Genomic DNA, 18,372 nt, shown 5'->3' with positions numbered 1-18,372 from the left:
AGAAAAGATGAAAGGCCCGGAGAGGCTTTTCATCTTTTTTTCTTGTCCGGGTCGTCGGCGGTATCGTCGGGTTTCAGGATCCGGTAAATGATCTGCATGGCGTAGAGCAGCACCGGGAAAACCACGGTAGCCGCGAAGGAACCGCGAAACAGCGCCTGAGCCATGGGGCTGCCGGAAAAGGCCAGAATCAGGGTGGTGACATAGAGCCCAACTAGGACGACGATGCCGATCCAGGCAAAGATCCGGCGGATGCGTTTGAATTTTTTCATAGAGAACTCCATTCTGCCGCAGAAAAGACGGCTGAGGTCATTATAACTTTTCCAACAGGGAATTGCAAGGAAAGATAGAATTTTCTCCGGAAATGTGATAGGGTATAAGGTGGAACTTTTTACTATGAAAGTCCGGACGGCGGCCATGAATGAGCCATGCTTGCATGAGCGTCACAGGCGCGAAACAGCTGGCTTATATGTGATGTCGCCGGTAGGCGACATGTCCATTTTATCAGGAGGAACAAAAGAAAATGATCTTTTTTAACTGTGATTATAACGAAGGCGCTCATGAGCGTATCATAAAGAGACTGGTTGAAACCAATCTGGAGCAGACCACCGGCTACGGGGAGGACGATTACTGCCGTCAGGCCGCTGAGATGATTCTGGAAAAATGTGAACTGCCCGAGGGCCAGGTCCATTTCCTGGTGGGCGGTACCCAGACGAACCTCACGGTCATCGCTGCGGGATTGAAGCCCTGGCAGGGCGTGATCTCCGCCGATACGGGCCATATCAACTGCCACGAGACCGGCGCGATCGAGGCTACCGGCCACAAGGTCCTGGCTCTTCCGGGACGGAACGGAAAGCTCAAAGGGGACCAGATCCGGGAAGTAGTAAAGGCTCATCGGGAGGACGGAAGCCACGAGCATATGGTGCAGCCGGGTATGGTTTACATTTCCAACCCCACGGAGATCGGCACGATCTATCATCAGAAGAGCTTGGAGGATCTCTACAATGCCTGCCAGGAGTGCGGCCTCTATCTCTATATTGACGGTGCGCGCATGGGCTACGGCCTGATGGCGAGGGATAATGACCTGACCCTGCCTTTTATTGCCCGGCACTGTGACGCTTTCACCTTAGGCGGTACGAAACAGGGAGCTCTCTTCGGGGAGGCTGTGATCATCACAAACCCGGCTCTCGGAAAAGATTTCCGTTATCTCATCAAACAGCGGGGCGGCATGCTGGCGAAGGGACGGCTTCTCGGTATCCAGTTCCAGGAGCTCATGAAGGACGACCTCTATTTTGAACTTTCCGCCCACGCCAATGCCATGGCAATGAAGATCCGTTCCACCCTGGTGGATCTCGGCATTCCGATGCCCATTGGCAGCACTACAAACCAGCAGTTTGCGGTCTTTACGGATTCTGAACTTGGCCGTCTGGCAGGAAAATACAGCTTTTCCTACTGGGAGCGGGTGGACGCCTCCCACAGTATGGTGCGGATCTGCACCAGCTGGGCCACCAGGGAAGAGGACGTGGACGCGCTCATAAAGGATATTCGCCGTGAAAAATAAATATCGTATTCTTATCGTAGAAGATGACGAGGTCATTGCCCGCTCCATTCAGAAACTTATGGAGGACTGGGGTTGGGAGGCCTGTTGTGTGGAGGATTTTTCCAAGGTTCTCGACACTTTCGCCTCCTACAATCCCCATCTGGTGATCCTCGATATCGCCCTTCCGGCCTGCAACGGTTTTTACTGGTGCATGGAGATCCGGAAAATTTCCCGGGTGCCGGTGGTTTTCCTCTCCTCGGCTTCCGACAACATGAATATCGTCATTGCCATGAATATGGGCGGGGATGATTTTATCGCCAAGCCCTTCGACCGGAACGTGCTGGCGGCGAAGATCCAGGCTATCTTACGGAGAACCTATGATTTCGCTGCCAATACGGAGCTCATTGCCCATAAGGGGGCCGTGCTGAACACCGCGGACGCCACATTGACCTACGAGGGCCAGCGCATCGATCTTACGAAAAACGACTACAAAATCCTGAAAATGCTCCTGGAGAACAAGGGAAAAACCGTGAGCCGGGACGCTCTCATGACAAGACTCTGGGAGACGGACTGCTTTGTGGATGAGAACACCCTCACGGTAAACATCACCCGCCTCCGCAAGAAGCTGGAGCAGGCGGGACTTACAGACTTTATTGTCACCAGAAAGGGAATGGGGTATCTGATCTCCGATGAAGATTGATCTGAAAGAATATATTCTGGAGAAACGCCAGGTCCTTCTGGCGGTGGCCCTGGGGCTTCTGATCTATTCGCTGGTACTTTTGCTCTACCAGATTCCGCCGGAGGCCGCCGGGTACGGGATTCTTCTCGTGTTTATCGCAGAATTTGTCTGGCTTCTCAGTGGCTTTGGGCGCTTTCAGAAAAAACAGAAGCTTTTAAGGCAGCTTGCGGGAGAGCGGGCGAAGGATTTTTACCTTCGGGATCTCCCGGAGAGCGAGGACCCGAAGGAGGAAGCCTATCAGGATCTCATCGAGTCGCTGCTCAAGGAGAAGAACCGGAAAGAGGCGGAAGCCGCAGAGAAACTCCGGGATATGGAGGAATACTATACGCTCTGGGTGCATCAGATCAAGACGCCGATCGCGGCCATGAGTCTCCTTCTTCAGGAGGAGGACACGCCGGAAAATGGCGAGCTTTCGATGGAACTTTTCCGGATCGAGCAGTATGTGGAGATGGTGCTCCAGTATCTCCGCCTGGACAGCCCGGACCATGATCTGGCTTTCCGGTCAGTGGATGTGGACGACTGCGTCCGCCAGGCCGTACGGAAATACGCGCGGTCTTTTATTCGGAAAAAGATCGCTCTGGACTTTCAGGAGACCGGCATAGAGACAGTCTCTGATGAGAAATGGCTGGTCTTTGTGCTGGAGCAGCTTCTGTCCAACGCCCTCAAGTACACGAAGAAGGGAACCATCCGGATTTACGGAGGAAACGGCTTCTTATATATAGAAGATACGGGCATCGGCCTCTATCTCTGCCAGGAAATTTTAAAGCGGCTGGCCCACGGAATCACCATCACCTCGACCCTGGGCGAAGGCACAAAAGTGACGCTGAATCTTCTGAGGAATTTTTCCTTGTAACTGTGAAGGTACTGAACAGTTACCTTTCCGTTTTGTAAGGATGAAGGGGGAAATGTAAGCCAAAGAAATGGCAGATATTTCTCCCTTCTCCTATAATCAGAGTGTAAAATGTGATTGTTTAAGGAGGTTCATCATGGCGATTCTTGAAGTCAGCAATGTGAAAAAAATTTATACGACCCGTTTCGGCGGCAATCAGGTTGAGGCGCTGAAAAATGTGTCCTTCAGCGTGGAACCCGGAGAATATGTGGCGATCATGGGCGAGTCCGGTTCCGGAAAAACGACCCTTCTCAATATCCTGGCGGCTCTGGACCGGCCCACAGCGGGGGAGGTCCGCTTAAACGGTCAGCGTATGGGAGATATCCGGGAAAAAGAACTGGCGGCCTTTCGCCGGAAAAATCTGGGTTTTGTGTTCCAGGACTTTAATCTTCTGGACACTTTTTCTCTCAGGGATAATATCTTCCTGCCCCTGGTTCTCTCCGGGGTGCCCTATAAGGAAATGGAAAGCCGCTTAAAGCCCCTGACGGAAAAACTGGAGATCCAGAGTCTTCTGGACAAATACCCCTACGAGGTCTCCGGAGGCCAGAAACAGCGGGCAGCGGCAGCTAGAGCCCTGATCACCCAGCCGAAGCTTCTTCTGGCGGATGAGCCGACGGGTGCTCTGGACTCCCGGGCTTCCGGAAAGCTTCTGGAGCTTTTTGACCGGGTCAATGAGGAAGGGCAGACGATCCTTATGGTGACCCACAGCGTCCGGGCGGCGGCCCACGCGGGAAGAGTGCTCTTTATCAAGGACGGCGAGGTCTTTCACCAGATCTACCGCGGAGCCGATTCTCTGGAGGAGATGTACCGGAAGGTTTCTGACGCGATGACGGTCCTGACCACGGGAGGTGAGCGTCATGCGTAAAACCATGTTTTTTAAGATGGCGGCGGGAAATCTGAAGAAAAACTGTCAGGTGTACCTGCCCTTTATCCTGACCCTGACGGGAATGGCGGCAATCTTTGACATCATGGGAGCCCTGGCCGTGAGTCCGGCGCTGGATTTCATGCTTGGTGGCGGTTTTATGAGAGAGATCCTGCTGATGGGGGAGCGGATTGTCGGTATTTTCTCCCTGATCTTTCTTTTTTATACGAACAGCTTTCTTCTGAAGCGGCGGAAAAAAGAGTTCGGCCTCTATCACATCTTAGGCATGGAGAAGCGCCATGTGGCCCTGATTCTGGTTCTGGAGCTTTTTTACACAGTTTTGCTGGGTCTGGGCTTAGGCCTTCTGGCGGGAACGGTCTTTTATAAGGCGGTCCTTCTGCTACTTTGCCGGATTCTCCATGCACCCCGGATTCTGGGCTTTGAGTTCTCCGTATCAGCCTTTACGGAGACGGTGGTGCTTTTCGGAATGGTCTTTTTTCTGCTGGCCATCTATGGCGTGCGCCAGATCTTCCGCTCTGAGACCACGGAGCTTTTAAAAAGTAATCAGACGGCGGAGCGGGAGCCGAAAAACCGCTGGTTTCTCGTTCTTGTGGGTCTTGTCTCCCTGGGAGCCGGCTATTATCTGGCGGTGACCATCGAGTCGCCCTTGGGCGCTATCGCCTATTTCTTCCTGGCGGTGGTGCTGGTCATCATCGGAACCTACTGTCTTTTCACGGCAGGAAGCATCTTTATACTGAAAATGCTGAAAAAGAACAAAGGCTACTATTATCAGAGCCGCCATTTTACGAGCGTTTCCGGTATGCTTTACCGAATGAAGCAGAATGCGGCAGGGCTTGCGAGCATCTGTATCATGTCCACGGCGGTGATCCTCATTGTATCCACGACGACCTGCCTTTACTTCGGAATGGACGACCTTTTAAGGACCCGTTTCCCGAGAAATGTCCAGGTGGCAGCCAGCGGGGTGACGGAAGAAGAGATCACGGAACTGGAACAGCTGACTGCTGATGCTGCGGCTCAGTACGGCCTTTCGATTCAGGATAACGAGGAAAATTACCGGTACCGGAATTTTTATGCCCAGAGAAACGAGAAAAACTTTACCTATGATCCGAATGGAGGCCTGGGAAGTGCAGTGGCGATTTACTGTCTGTCTCTCGACGATTTCAACCGGATTACCGGGCAGAATCTCACGCTTGGTCAGGGGGAGATCTTTTATGACAGTGTCTATGGAAAGGCCGAGAAAGCTCTGGAAGGAACTCTGACGATCCAGGGAAAAGAGTGGAAGATGATGGGAGCCGTGACAGGCCTGGATTCTGTGAAGGCTCAGCGGGTCATGATGGGCTCCATCTATTATCTGATCTTTCCGGATCAGGCTTCCATTGAAGAACTGACCGGGGAAATCGTGACAAATGGGACCTGGAATTATTTTATGGGTATCGATCTTGACGGAGACAGCAAGACTCAGGCGGAGATGGAGACAGCTCTGTCCTCCCTTCTGGCAGAAAAAGACTGGGGAAGTCTGGTGTATATCGAGGGAACGGCTTCCTCGAGAGAAAATTTCTATTCCCTTTACGGCGGCATTTTCTTTGTGGGCATTTTCCTGGGCTTTCTGTTTCTCATGGCGACGGTGCTTATCATCTACTATAAACAGGTTTCCGAGGGCTATGAGGATCACGACCGCTTTGTCATCATGCAGAAGGTGGGCATGGATAAACGGGAGGTCCGCCGGACGATCAACAGCCAGGTGAAAACGGTCTTTCTTCTGCCCGTGCTGGCCGCAGGGGTTCATATGGTCTTCGCCTATCCGATGATGAGTAAGATATTACTTTTGATGAATCTGGGAAATCAGAAGATTTTTCTCATCGGCGTGCTTCTGACCTTTTTTATCTTCCTGGCTTTTTACGGCCTGGTCTACTTTTTCACAGCCCGGACCTACTACCGCCTCGTACGCTGGTAAACAAAAAAGACAGTTGCTCTTTGGAAAAACTCCTGATATACTTTGAATACCAGGGTCAAAAGTTCAAAAAGCCGTTCGTGCTTGCACGATAAGGATTTTGAACTTGGGACCCGCCAAACATGAGGTGCAGAACATCCAGTGGATGTTCGTTTTGCACCGACCGAAGCGGAGCGTAGACAGTAGCGATTTACGCAGTAAATCAGCGGATTTCGAATGTTTGCAGGTGCTGTGTGCCAGTGGCACACGTTTAGCACCGACCGAAGCGGAGCGGAGACCTTACGAGAGCTGCTTTGCAGCGGAGCAATTCGTAGGTATGTGCTAAAGGAGGAGAAACAAATGAGCAAGGATATGACCCGGGGCAATCCTCTGGGACTGATACTGAAATTTTTTATCCCCGTGCTTCTGGGCAGCGTGTTCCAGCAGTTTTACAGTATGGTGGATACGATTGTCGTGGGAAAATTCGTGGGAGTCAACGCCCTGGCAGGAGTGGGAGCCACCGGTTCCATCAACTTTCTGATTCTGGGCTTCGCCATGGGCATCACGATCGGTTTTGGCGTCAAAGTGGGCCAGCGCTTCGGAGCGAAGGACTACGAAGGTATGAGAAACTATATGGCGAACGGTTTTTACCTCATCGTCATCATCTCGGCCATCATGACGCCGCTCACGATGTATTTCTGTAAGGATATTCTGGAACTGACCGGAACTCCGGAGGAGATTTTTTCCGATTCCTATAACTATCTCATCTGGATCCTGGCGGGAACATTTTTCTCCATGCTCTATAATGCGGCCTCCGCGATTTTGAGGGCGATCGGAGACAGCCGGACCCCGCTTTTTGCCCTGATTTTTTCTTCCGTCTTGAATATCATTCTGGACCTTCTCTTTGTCATCGTCTTCCATATGGGAACCACGGGCGTGGCTGTGGCGACGGTGACTTCCCAGGGAATTTCCGGCGTCCTCTGTCTTTTCTACATGTTCCGTCATTATGAGGTGCTTCGGATTCGAAAGGAAGAGTTCCAGGTTTCCCTGGAAAAAATGGGCGCTCTCTTAAAACAGGGTATTCCCATGGCGCTGCAGTTTTCCATCACGGCTGTGGGCGGCGTCATTTTGCAGAGCGCGGTAAACGGTCTGGGTTCCGTTTCCGTGGCGGCCATGACTGCGGGAAACAAGATTTCCTTCATTTTCTCAGCAGCCTTTGAGAGCATGGGAACCACGATGGCCACCTACTGCAGTCAGAACCTCGGAGCGAAGGAGTATGGCAGAATCCGGAAGGGCATCCGTTGTGCCTGTCTGATCTGTGCCTGCCTCTGTGTGATTTCCTTTGTGATTGTCTGGAGCGCAGGCAGATATATCGCCCTGCTCTTCATCGATTCCAATGAGACGGAGCTCATGGATCAGATTCAGCTCTTCCTCCGGGTGATCTCATCGTTTTATCCCTTCCTGATGCTGATCTTTATCCTGAGAAACAGCATTCAGGCCATGGGCTACAGCTTCATCGCCATGTTTGCCGGCGTTTTCGAGCTTGTCGGCCGTGCCTCCGTGGCCTTTGGTCTTGTGGGAAGGCTGGGCTTTCTGGGTGTGGCTTTCGCCTCCCCGGCAGCCTGGATTCTGGCAGATGTGATTCTGATCATCACTTATTTCTCCGTTATACGGAAATTTCCGTCGGAGGAAAACGCTGCCGCATAAATTTTTTATCCGTCAAAGATCGGCGAAACTGCCGGTTTTTGGCGGATTTTTTTGTTTCCGGGAGAAAATTTTGGGCAACTTGAAAAAAAGCGGGGCTTGCCTATCAGGGAAAAAATGGTTATACTGTAAAAAGGGTGAAAAGAGAGCGTCTCTTTTTTGAGATGCCGGGCGGAATAAAAAATAATGAGACAGCATGCCCGGGACGTGTGGGCGTGCGGAAAAAACAGCAGGAGATGAACATTGAAAACAGACAAAAAAGAAAGTAAATCAGTAAAAATTATCCCTTTAGGGGGACTTGACAAGATCGGAATGAACATTACCGCCATCGAGTACGAAGATACCATCGTGGTGGTAGACTGTGGAATCGCGTTTCCGGAAGGCGACATGCTGGGTATCGACAAGGTGATCCCGGATGTTTCCTACCTGGTGAAAAATAAAGAGAAAGTCAAAGGCTTCGTTATCACCCATGGTCATGAGGACCATATCGGAGCCCTGCCTTACATCCTGCCTCAGCTGAATGTGCCGGTGTATGCCACACGGCTTACGATGGGCCTCATCGAGCACAAGCTGAAGGAAGCCAATCTGATCCGGAAAACCCGACGCAAAGTAGTAAAACAGGGCGGCTATGTCGTTTTAGGCGATATGCGGGTGGAATTTATCAAGACCAACCACAGCATCGCAGGAGCCTCTGCCCTCGCCATTTATACGCCGGCAGGCGTCATTCTCCACACCGGAGATTTCAAAGTGGATTATACGCCGCTTTTTGGAGAACCCATCGATCTGCAGCGCTTAAGTATTATTGGTAAAAAAGGAGTGCTGGCTGTTTTGAGCGACAGTACCAACGCCCTCCGCCCGGGCTTTACCCCGTCTGAGACCAAGGTAGCCAAGACCTTTGATACCCTTTTTGCAGAGCATAAGAAGAGAAGAATCATCGTTGCAACCTTCGCTTCCAATGTGGATCGTGTGCAACAGCTCATCAATACGGCCCACAAGTACGGCCGGAAGGTTATCCTTCAGGGCCGGAGCATGGAGACGGTTATTGAGATCGCCACAGACCTCGGCTATGTGAAGATTCCGGACAAGACCCTCATCAGTGTCAACGATATGAACCGTTACCCCGACGAGCAGCTTGTCTTTATCACTACCGGAAGCCAGGGCGAGGAGATGGCAGCCCTGTCCCGTATGGCCGACGGCACCCACAGAAAGGTGCGGATCAAGCCCAACGATACGATCATTTTAAGCTCCAATCCGATTCCGGGAAATGAGAAAGCCGTATCCCGCATCATCAACGAACTGACGGAAAAAGGAGCTACAGTGATCTTCCAGGATACCCATGTATCCGGCCACGCCTGCCAGGAAGAGCTGAAGCTTATCTATTCCTTACTGAAACCGCGCTACGCGATCCCCGTCCACGGCGAATACCGTCACCGGGCGGCAGCGGCAGGTCTTGCACGGGAGCTTGGCATCCCCGATGAGAGAGTTATGCTGATCCAGTCCGGAGACGTGCTGGAGCTCTCAGAGGAGGAGGGAAAAGTCACCGGAAAAGTTACCGCGCGCGAGGTCTTTGTGGATGGCCTTGGCATCGGCGATGTGGGCAATATAGTCATCCGCGACCGCCAGAACCTTTCCGAGAACGGTATCATTGTCGTGACTCTTTCCCTGGAAAAAGGTACCAACAACCTTCTGGCCGGCCCGGATATCATTTCCAGAGGCTTCGTCTATGTGAGAGAATCCGGCGAGCTCATGCAGGAGCTCCGCGCCGTGGCCATGGAAGCTGTGAAACGCTGCGAGAAGAAGAATTACCGGGAGTGGGGCAAGATCAAAGGAGAGATCCGGGATGCCCTGGACGAGTTCCTCTGGAAGAAAATCAAGAGAAAACCGGTAATTATCCCCATTATCATGGAGGTTTAACGCATGAAAGAATTTCGTTTTGTGATTCTGGGAGCCGGAAATATCGCCGGAAAATTCTGTGAGGCCGTCTCTCTGATTGAGGGCGCGGCTGTGGTGGCCGTGGCCAGCAAAAGCCTCACAAAAGCAATGAATTTTGCAGAGAAAAACGGTGTCGTGAAGGCTTATGGGGACTATGAAGAAATGCTTCAGATGGAAAAACCGGACGGAGCCTACATTGCGGTGACACCGAACGATCATCACCGTCTTTCGATGCTCTGCCTGAAATACGGCGTTCCCGTGCTCTGCGAAAAAGCCATGTTCCGAAACAGCCGGGAGGCAAGGGAGGTCTTTTCTCTCTCTGAGAGAAAAGGAATTTTTGTCATGGAGGCCCTCTGGAGCCGCTTCCTTCCGGCCGTGCGGGAAGCAGAAGAATGGCTGGCTACAGGGAGAATCGGCAAGGCAAAGCTTGCCCATTGCACCATCGGTTTTCGGGCAGACCAGGATCCGGAAAAACGTTATTATTCACCGAAGCTTGGGGGCGGCGCTTCCAAGGATATTACGGTTTATGCCTATGAGATCACGACGTATCTCATCCGCCAGAAACTGAAAAACCGGACTGTTTCCGCTATCTGGAGCGAGAGCGGCGTGGATGAGAGCAGTATTGTGACGCTGGAATTTGAAGAGACGCTGGCAAGTCTTATGACAACCTTCGCCGCAGATACCGACGAGCGGCTGGTCATCTACGGAGAGAGAGGCCGCATCGAGCTTCCTTATCCCCATTATGCATCAGAGGCCTTCCTCTATGGAGAAAAAGGCGAGCTTCTGGAACATTTCCGGGATGAGGTGACGAAGAACGGCTTTACCTATGAGATCGAGGAGATGATCCGCTGCGTGGAGATCGGTCTTTGTGAAAGCCCGGTGGTTCCCCACAGCGCGACGCTTTCCTGCGCGGAGCTTTTCGACGAGATCGACGCTACAGAGCCTGAATAAAAGGAGAGGCCGGCTGCACATTCGGCGGCCGGCCTTCTTTAAGGGGAGGATAAGTATTCTATTTTCTCTTCTGTAGACACTAACAGTATGACCCTTTTGAAAAGGTTTATGCAATAAGCGTTGAAAAAATTTTAAAGTTAGTATATAATAAAATAAGCGTGTCGTAAAGACACCATGTCCTATGAATGAAATAGACATGGCAATGACTAATCTGAAACAAAGGATGGTATAAGTAAAATGGGATTATTACAGGAATGGCGTGAGATTGCCTACAATCAGGAGGCTGATAAAAAACAGCTGCAGAAATTCTGGACCGAGTATTTCCTCATCGAGAAAGGAATCTATGAGAAACTCCTTTCCAATCCGGATGAGGTTGTAAAAGGTACCGTAAAAGAGCTGGCTGACAAATATGGCATCAAGGTTCTGACCATGGCAGGTTTTCTGGATGGTATCAATGACAGCCTGAAAGTGCCGAACCCGATCGAGACCATGGATGAGAACACTGAAGTAACCTTGGCTTTCGATAAAGAGATGCTCTACAAGAACATGGTAGACGCCAAGGCTGACTGGCTGTATGATCTGCCCATGTGGGACGAGATCTTCGAGCCGGATCACAAGAAGAAACTCTTCATTGAGGCAAAGAAGGCAAACACCGTTGTCAAAGGACCGAAGATCGGCAGAAACGATCCCTGCCCCTGCGGAAGCGGAAAGAAATACAAATACTGCTGCGGCAGAAATAAATAAGAAAGTAAGGGAGAAGGCGTCTGTGGAAAAACGGGCGCCTTTTCTTGTAATTCGGAGGAATATGTATGGTTGCGATGATCCTTGGAGGAATCTGTCTGGTCTATTTTGTAATGCTCCTCAGCGTGGGCATGGATTTTTCCGTGATCTGGCTTCTGGTGGGTGGTTTTCTCTCAGCCTCGGGAGCCCTTCATCATTTTGGAAAATGGCATTTGCCGAAGTCGGCAGCCCTGGCGGCGGGAGGCATCCTGGGGGTCTGCCTCCTGATTTTTGCAGGGGTGGAAGGCCTTATCATGACCGGTATGTTTGCAAAAGGGAAGCCGGAACTTGATTATCTGGTGATTCTCGGAGCCCAGGTCCGGGGAACGGTTCCGAGCAGGGCCTTAAGGAAGCGCCTGGATACGGCGCTGGCTTATCTGGAAGAAAATCCCGGGACGATCGCTGTGGTTTCCGGCGGCAGAGGCCCCGGGGAGGACATCACAGAAGCGGAGGTTATGAAGGAGTATCTGTTGCTGCATGGCATCGACGAAAAGAGGATTCTTGTGGAGACGGACTCCACAACCACCAGTGAGAATCTGGATTATACGGGAAAACTCATCGACCGGGAAAAGAAGGTCGGACTGGTGACAAATAACTTTCATATCTATCGGGCGCTTAAGATGGCGAAAAAGCAGGGGTATACGAATGTGAGCGGACTGGCGGCTCCCTCGGACCCGCTTTATCAGATCCACTATCTGGTGCGGGAATTTTTTGCCATGATAAAAGCAGTGGCGAGAGGGGATATCTCCCTCAGGTAAGGCGAAAAGCCGGAAAGGAATACTATGGAGACACTTGAGATGATCAGAGAGGAAGCGGCGCGGGCAGCAGCCCAGCTTTTTGAGGTGGCCAAAATGAAGGAAGGAGAGCTCCTGGTGGTAGGCTGTTCGAGCAGCGAGATCGGAGCGGAGAAGATCGGTACCCATTCCAGCGCGGAGATCGGCCAGGCTGTCTTTGAGGGAATCAAAGGAGAGCTGGACAGGCAGGGCGTTTTCCTCGCGGCCCAGTGCTGTGAGCATCTGAACCGGGCGCTGATTCTGGAGCGGGCAGCAGCAGAGAAATACGGCTATGAGGAGGTCAACGTCGTGCCTCAGCTCAAGGCCGGCGGTTCCTTTGCCACGGCTGCTTATGCAGGCTTTAAGGACCCCGTGGCCGTCGAGGAGATCCGCGCCCATGCTGGAATTGATATCGGCGACACTCTCATCGGCATGCATCTGAAGAAAGTGGCGGTTCCCGTCCGGATCGAACAGAAGACCATCGGTTCCGCCCATGTGGTCTGCGCCCGGACAAGACGGAAGTTTGTGGGCGGGGAGAGAGCGCATTATAACCACGATCTATTATAAGTTTTCTTAATTAAAAATGAAGTCCCTTGCTTTGGCAGGGGACTTTGTGATATAAGAATACTAGTACAGTGAAAATTAAGTATCTGCTATATTGACGCAGGATGATTTCTTCATATGCAAGGCGGAGGAATGAGGCGTAGCGGTGGCTACGTCGATTGGCGACAACGCAGCAGATGAAAAATCAGACAAGTCAATATGGCGGTTACTTAATTTTCACTGTACCAGGGTCAAAAGTTCCAAAAGTCGTTCGTGCTTGCACGATAAGACTTTTGAACCTGGGACCCGGTATGGAGGAGCCTATGATAGAAATTAACGGTGTAAATAAGAAATTCTCCAACACAGACGCCCTGAACAACGTCATCGCCGCAGTCCAGGAAAAGAGCATTTTCGGGCTGGTGGGGACCAATGGAGCGGGAAAAAGCACCCTCCTTCGGATCATGTGCGGTGTGATCTGCCCGGATACCGGCAGCGTCATGGTGGACGGAGAAAACGTATACGAAAATCCGAAAGTCAAAGGGCGGATCTGCTTTCTCTCCGACGAGGCCTATTTTTTTCCGAATGCCACAGGGGAAAGCATGGCAGAATATTACGAGATCCTCTATCCCCATTTTGACGAGTACCGCTTCTTTGATCTCATGGAGCGCTTTCAGCTGGACCGGAGACGGAAACTCGCTTCTTTTTCCAAAGGAATGAAGCGTCAGGTGCTCATGCTCCTTGGAATCTGTGCCGGGACCAAATATCTTCTCTGCGACGAGACCTTCGACGGCCTGGATCCGCTGATGCGTCAAGCCATGAAGAGCATCCTGGCCGGGGAACTCTCCAAACGCGATTTTTCCGTGGTCATTGCGTCCCACAGCCTTCGTGAACTGGAGGATATCTGCGATCACATCGGTCTTCTGCACAAGGGCGGCATCCTTTTGTCCAGGGATCTGGAGGATATGAAATACCACATCCACAAGCTCCAGTGCGTGATCCGGGACCCGGAGAAGGAAAAAGAACTCCTGGAAGAGCTGAACGTGGTGCAGTACGAGAAAAGAGGCTCGCTCCTCACGGTCATCGCCCGGGGAACGAGACAGGAGATTCTTATGAGTATAGAGGAGAAGGACCCTGTATTTTCCGAGGTACTTCCGCTGACTCTGGAAGAAATTTTTATCAGCGAGACGGAGGTTGCCGGATATGATATCAAAGAGATCATTCACGATGCTGTTAAAAGATGACCTGAAAAAGAGAAGCTGGCTCCTGGTGATGTCATTCCTCGTTTTCTGCCTGATCTTTCCGGGAGTCATCCTGGATAACATCCAGGGGATGATCAGCATTTACGGGGAGACGGACCTGAGCCCGCGTTTTCTGAATGCGCTCACCTACAGCGGAAACAATTACTACGCGCTGGCGGTGGTATTGATGGCGGCTATCTGTGCCCTCACGGGTTTCTCCTATATTTATTCCCGGCCGAAGCTGGATTTCTATCACAGCCTGCCGGTGAAACGGGAGACCTGGCTGCTTTTAAAGGCTGCTTCCGGTCTTGTGATCTTTGCCGGAGCCACGGGGGCTGCCGCGATCGAGGAGCTTTTCATGGGAGCCATCTATCATGTGGCGGATCTGAACCTTGTCCAGGCGGTGCTGGGGAAATTTTTCCTCTATTTACTGATCTTTCTCGTGGCCTATTTTCTCTGCCTCGTGGCGATGCTGATGACGGGGAAGCTTCTGGTCAGCGTTCTTCTGGTGCCGCTGCTTTTTGGCTTTACCGGTCTCGTGGCCTGGCTTTACCGGCTCTTTGAGCGGACCTTTTACACGGGGTATCTGGAGCAGGAGATTCCCAATCTTTTCCGGAAATATCCCTGCCCGGCCACCTGCATGCTGGACCTCACAGAAAAATGGAACCAGTATGTGGAAAATGGCCTTTCCGGGGATTTGCCCTTTCTGGAGCTGGGGATTCTGATTCTGTTTCTACTGGTGGAGATTCTGCTTTCCGTCTGCCTTTACCGGAACAGGAGGTCGGAGGCGGCAGGAAATTCAGTGGTCTTCCCGAAGATCGGCGTGCTCATCAAGATTCTGGCAGTCTGCACCGTCTCCCTGGCCGTGGGAATCTTTCTCAAGACCTTTTCCTATACCCAGAGTGATCTCTGGTTTTTCGGCGGCATTGCTCTGGGGCTGCTGGTATTTACGGGAGTCGTGGATTTCATTTATTATACAGATATCCGGAATGTGCTGAAACGGCCACTGGAGCTTCTCGCGGTGACGGTGCTGACTTTTGGCATCGCTCTGGTATTCCGCTTTGATCTTCTGGGCTATGACACTTACCTTCCGGATGCGGATAAGATCGCCTGCATGTCAGTGAATAATTATGCCCTCGCCAACGTTTACCATCAGGTCATGACCTATACGGAAATGTCAAGCACCAGCACCACCAGCGAGGATTCCATTCAGGTGCTGGATTCCTACCAGTTGACGGAGTTCGAACCCATCTATGCCATGGCGGAGAACGGAAGTCAGAACGCCGACAGAGGAACCGAGGAGGATGTGACAAAAATCCTGGTGGATATCCGTTATAACCTGAAAAATGGCCGGGTCGTTTATCGGACTTACCCTGTGGACAGAGACGTTTTCGAGGAAAATGCGGAGAAGCTTTATGAGAAGCCGGGCTTTATCAAGGCGATGTATCCGATTTTCGGAAGAAAATGCGAGGAAATCTCTTCGATCTGGGCTTATGGCGTCAACACCCGGAATGGAAGTTATACCTTCCAGAGCCAGCAGGAAAAAGAAGAGTTTGCCAAGGCTTATGAGGAGGATCTTCTGACGCTTAAATACAGCGATATTTCCGGCAGCGAACTTCTGGGAACGATGTCCATCAGCTACGAGCCGGAGCATCAGGAAGTGAAAAACGGAAGCATAGAGGCCAACCTCATCAGCGATGAGGACAACGGCTATCCTATTCTCAGGTCCTTTACGCGGACGATTCAGGTTCTGGAACAGTTCGGAGTTGTTTTCCCGGATACCCTGGACCCGAATGAGGTGAGAGCGCTCACGGTCTGGTATGAAAATAATGATTTCGCTCTGAATCTTCTGGCTGTGGGAGCCGGAGAGACGGATCTCATTTCCGACAGCCAGAAAAAAGAACTTTTGAGCATGCTTTCCTATAAGTACTGCACGGCTCCGGATACGGACGATGATATCTATTACATCACTGCCTACGGCTCGGATGACGACTACCTGCAGACCTTTATGGTGCCGGGAAGTGAGCTTCCGGAGGACATCCGTACGATCCTGGAAAATAATATGCGTCAGAGAACTTCTGAAAAAAGTCGGATCACGCCTTGACAAAATGAGAAGCTGTGTTTATAATCAGTCCCAGGTAAAGCATTAGAAGACGAGTAGAGTGGCAGAATGTCTCAGAGAGGGATGATAGAGGTGCGAGCATCCCGGCAGGAACCATTTGAAGACCAGCTTCTTTTTAAGCGGCCCCAATCCGGCCCGGTTTGACACCGTTATCATCTCAATGAGTGGCTATGCCAGAAATAAGGGTGGAACCGCGGGAAAATGATAACTCGCCCCTTGTGATCTTTCCGAGAAGAAGGATCACAGGGGGCTTTTAATTTTGTAAGGAGGAAAATTATGATCATCACACTGAAAGACGGCTCTAAAAAAGAGTACGCAGAAGCAAAAAGCGTTTATGACATCGCTATGGACATCAGCGAGGGGCTGGCCCGGGTTGCCTGTGCCGGCGAGATCAACGGCGAGGAGGTAGATCTTCGTACCGTTGTGGATTCTGACTGCGAGCTGAACATTCTGACTTTTGACAGCGAGGGAGGAAAAGCTGCATTCCGCCACACTGCTTCCCATATCATGGCTCAGGCCATCAAACGTCTGTATCCGGAGACTAAACTGGCCATCGGACCTTCCATCAAAGACGGTTTCTACTATGATGTAGACAGAGAAACTCCTTTTACCAGCGAGGATCTGGAGAAGATCGAGGCTGAGATGAAGAAGATCGTCAAAGAAGCCCTTCCGCTGGAGCGTTTCACAATGACCCGCGAAGAGGCCATCAAATTCATGCAGGAAAAAGAAGAACCCTACAAGGTACAGCTGATTGAGGATCTTCCGGAAGATGCAGAGCTGAGCTTTTATCGTCAGGGCGAGTTTGTGGACCTCTGTGCAGGACCGCACCTCATGAACACCAAGACCGTGAAGGCCTTCAAACTCACCAGCCTGGCAGGTGCTTACTGGAGAGGAAACGAGAAAAACAAGATGCTGACCCGTATCTACGGTACTGCATTTACCAAGAAAGCAGACCTCGAAGAGTATCTTGCCCGCATCGAGGAGGCAAAGAAGAGAGACCATAGAAAGATCGGTAAAGAGCTGGGTATCTTCATGATGAGAGAAGAGGGACCGGGCTTCCCGTTCTTCCTGCCGAAGGGAATGGTTCTGAAAAACACTCTGCTGGACTACTGGAGAGAGATACACAACAAAGCAGGCTATCAGGAGATTTCCACCCCGATCATGCTGAACCGTCAGCTTTGGGAGACCTCCGGTCACTGGGATCACTACAAAGAGAACATGTACACCACCGTCATCGATGACCAGGATTTCGCCATCAAACCGATGAACTGCCCGGGCGGCGTTCTGGTTTACGAGTCCGAGCCGCGTTCCTACCGTGATCTGCCGCTTCGTATGGGAGAGCTGGGACTGGTTCACCGTCATGAGAAATCCGGACAGCTCCACGGTCTGATGCGTGTGCGCTGCTTCACCCAGGATGATGCCCATATCTTCATGACTCCGGATCAGATCCGTGAGGAGATCAAAGGCGTTGCAAAACTGATCGACGAGGTATACAGTCTCTTCGGCTTCAAATATCATGTAGAGCTCTCTACCCGTCCGGAAGATTCCATGGGAAGCGACGAGGACTGGGAGATGGCTACCGATGCTCTTCGGGCTGCTCTGGATGATCTGGGTCTGGATTACGCAGTTAACGAGGGCGACGGCGCATTCTACGGACCGAAGATCGACTTCCATCTGGAGGATTCTCTGGGAAGAACCTGGCAGTGCGGTACCATTCAGCTTGACTTCCAGCTGCCGCAGCGCTTTAACCTCGAGTACATCGCAGCTGACGGCGAGAAACATCGTCCGATTATGATTCACCGCGTTGTATTCGGTTCCATCGAGCGTTTCATCGGTATTCTGATCGAGCATTTCGCAGGCGCATTCCCGACCTGGCTGGCTCCGGTACAGGTTCGCGTACTGCCGATCTCCGATAAATACATGGAATATGGCCAGAAAGTTCTTGCTGAGCTGAAAGAGGCCGGTATCCGTGCCGAGATCGACACCAAGGCTGAGAAGATCGGCTACAAGATCCGTGAGGCAAGACTGCAGAAGATCCCCTATATGCTGGTAGTCGGCGCCAAAGAGGAAGAGGACGGCGTCGTATCTGTGAGAAGCCGTTTCAAAGGCGACGAGGGCCAGAAGGGTCTTGATGCCTTCATCTCTGATATCAAAGAGGAGATCAAAAACCGCGAGAACCGCAAGGTGGAAGTGGAAGAGCAGAAGTAAATTTTTTTGAATAAAAAATGAGATAACGGCAGATACTGCTTCTGTACGCAACTGTTCAGTACCTTCACAGTTACGAGCAAAAATCCAATGAAAATCGCCTTTGGCGATGGGATTTTTGCATGCAACCCTCGGGATTTTGGCAT

At 51.5% G+C, this 18,372-nt stretch carries 15 protein-coding genes; 14 read left to right on the top strand and 1 reads right to left on the bottom strand.

What is annotated here, in order from left to right; genetic code table 11:
* Positions 1-29: 29 nt before the first annotated feature.
* Positions 30-269, bottom strand: coding sequence for a hypothetical protein (locus tag LKD71_RS04275; protein WP_178046616.1), 240 nt, complete (start codon positions 267-269; stop codon positions 30-32).
* Positions 270-520: 251 nt separating this feature from the next.
* Between LKD71_RS04275 and LKD71_RS04270 the strand changes: the two genes are divergently transcribed.
* The 14 genes from LKD71_RS04270 (at position 521) to thrS (ending at position 18,229) form a co-directional block, all read left to right on the top strand.
* The gene (locus tag LKD71_RS04270) at positions 521-1,558 is read left to right on the top strand and encodes a threonine aldolase family protein (protein ID WP_227614486.1); all 1,038 of its coding nucleotides are present in this window, start codon (positions 521-523) and stop codon (positions 1,556-1,558) included.
* Complete coding sequence (locus LKD71_RS04265) at positions 1,548-2,237, top strand: response regulator transcription factor (RefSeq protein ID WP_227614485.1); 690 nt, start codon at positions 1,548-1,550, stop codon at positions 2,235-2,237. The genes LKD71_RS04270 and LKD71_RS04265 overlap by 11 nt, the downstream gene beginning before the upstream one ends.
* Positions 2,227-3,129, top strand: coding sequence for a sensor histidine kinase (locus tag LKD71_RS04260; protein ID WP_227614484.1), 903 nt, complete (start codon positions 2,227-2,229; stop codon positions 3,127-3,129). The genes LKD71_RS04265 and LKD71_RS04260 overlap by 11 nt, the downstream gene beginning before the upstream one ends.
* Positions 3,130-3,262: 133 nt before the next feature.
* Positions 3,263-4,030: an ABC transporter ATP-binding protein gene (locus LKD71_RS04255; RefSeq protein ID WP_178046821.1), complete on the top strand. Its 768-nt coding sequence runs from the start codon at positions 3,263-3,265 to the stop codon at positions 4,028-4,030.
* Positions 4,023-6,002 carry an FtsX-like permease family protein gene (locus LKD71_RS04250; RefSeq protein ID WP_227614483.1) on the top strand — a complete coding sequence of 660 codons (1,980 nt, stop codon included), beginning with the start codon at positions 4,023-4,025 and terminating at the stop codon, positions 6,000-6,002. Before LKD71_RS04255 ends, LKD71_RS04250 begins: the two co-directional genes overlap by 8 nt.
* A gap of 336 nt (positions 6,003-6,338) precedes the next feature.
* Positions 6,339-7,685 carry an MATE family efflux transporter gene (locus LKD71_RS04245; protein WP_178045701.1) on the top strand — a complete coding sequence of 449 codons (1,347 nt, stop codon included), beginning with the start codon at positions 6,339-6,341 and terminating at the stop codon, positions 7,683-7,685.
* A 309-nt stretch (positions 7,686-7,994) separates the two neighbouring features.
* Positions 7,995-9,596, top strand: coding sequence for a ribonuclease J (locus LKD71_RS04240; RefSeq protein ID WP_408610971.1), 1,602 nt, complete (start codon positions 7,995-7,997; stop codon positions 9,594-9,596).
* Between the two features lie 3 nt (positions 9,597-9,599).
* On the top strand, positions 9,600-10,565 hold the full coding sequence (locus LKD71_RS04235; RefSeq protein WP_227614482.1) for a Gfo/Idh/MocA family protein: 966 nt from the start codon (positions 9,600-9,602) through the stop codon (positions 10,563-10,565).
* A gap of 237 nt (positions 10,566-10,802) precedes the next feature.
* Positions 10,803-11,309, top strand: coding sequence for an SEC-C metal-binding domain-containing protein (locus LKD71_RS04230; protein WP_178045698.1), 507 nt, complete (start codon positions 10,803-10,805; stop codon positions 11,307-11,309).
* A 65-nt stretch (positions 11,310-11,374) separates the two neighbouring features.
* Positions 11,375-12,103, top strand: coding sequence for a YdcF family protein (locus tag LKD71_RS04225; protein WP_227614480.1), 729 nt, complete (start codon positions 11,375-11,377; stop codon positions 12,101-12,103).
* A 39-nt stretch (positions 12,104-12,142) separates the two neighbouring features.
* Positions 12,143-12,685, top strand: a complete 543-nt coding sequence (locus LKD71_RS04220; RefSeq protein WP_227614478.1) for a TIGR01440 family protein — start codon at positions 12,143-12,145, stop codon at positions 12,683-12,685.
* A gap of 299 nt (positions 12,686-12,984) precedes the next feature.
* Complete coding sequence (locus LKD71_RS04215; protein WP_178045165.1) at positions 12,985-13,902, top strand: ABC transporter ATP-binding protein; 918 nt, start codon at positions 12,985-12,987, stop codon at positions 13,900-13,902.
* A complete protein-coding gene (locus LKD71_RS04210; protein ID WP_227614477.1) occupies positions 13,862-16,003 on the top strand; it encodes a DUF6449 domain-containing protein in 2,142 nt (713 codons plus the stop codon). Before LKD71_RS04215 ends, LKD71_RS04210 begins: the two co-directional genes overlap by 41 nt.
* Positions 16,004-16,297: 294 nt before the next feature.
* The gene (gene thrS / locus LKD71_RS04205; RefSeq protein WP_227614475.1) at positions 16,298-18,229 is read left to right on the top strand and encodes a threonine--tRNA ligase; all 1,932 of its coding nucleotides are present in this window, start codon (positions 16,298-16,300) and stop codon (positions 18,227-18,229) included.
* Positions 18,230-18,372: the final 143 nt, after the last annotated feature.

The organism is Fusicatenibacter faecihominis, from assembly GCF_020686945.1.
In the GTDB taxonomy this organism is placed as follows: domain Bacteria; phylum Bacillota; class Clostridia; order Lachnospirales; family Lachnospiraceae; genus Limivivens; species Limivivens faecihominis.
Note: the sequence above shows the minus strand (reverse complement) of the source record. Positions and strands in the feature narration are given on the sequence as shown.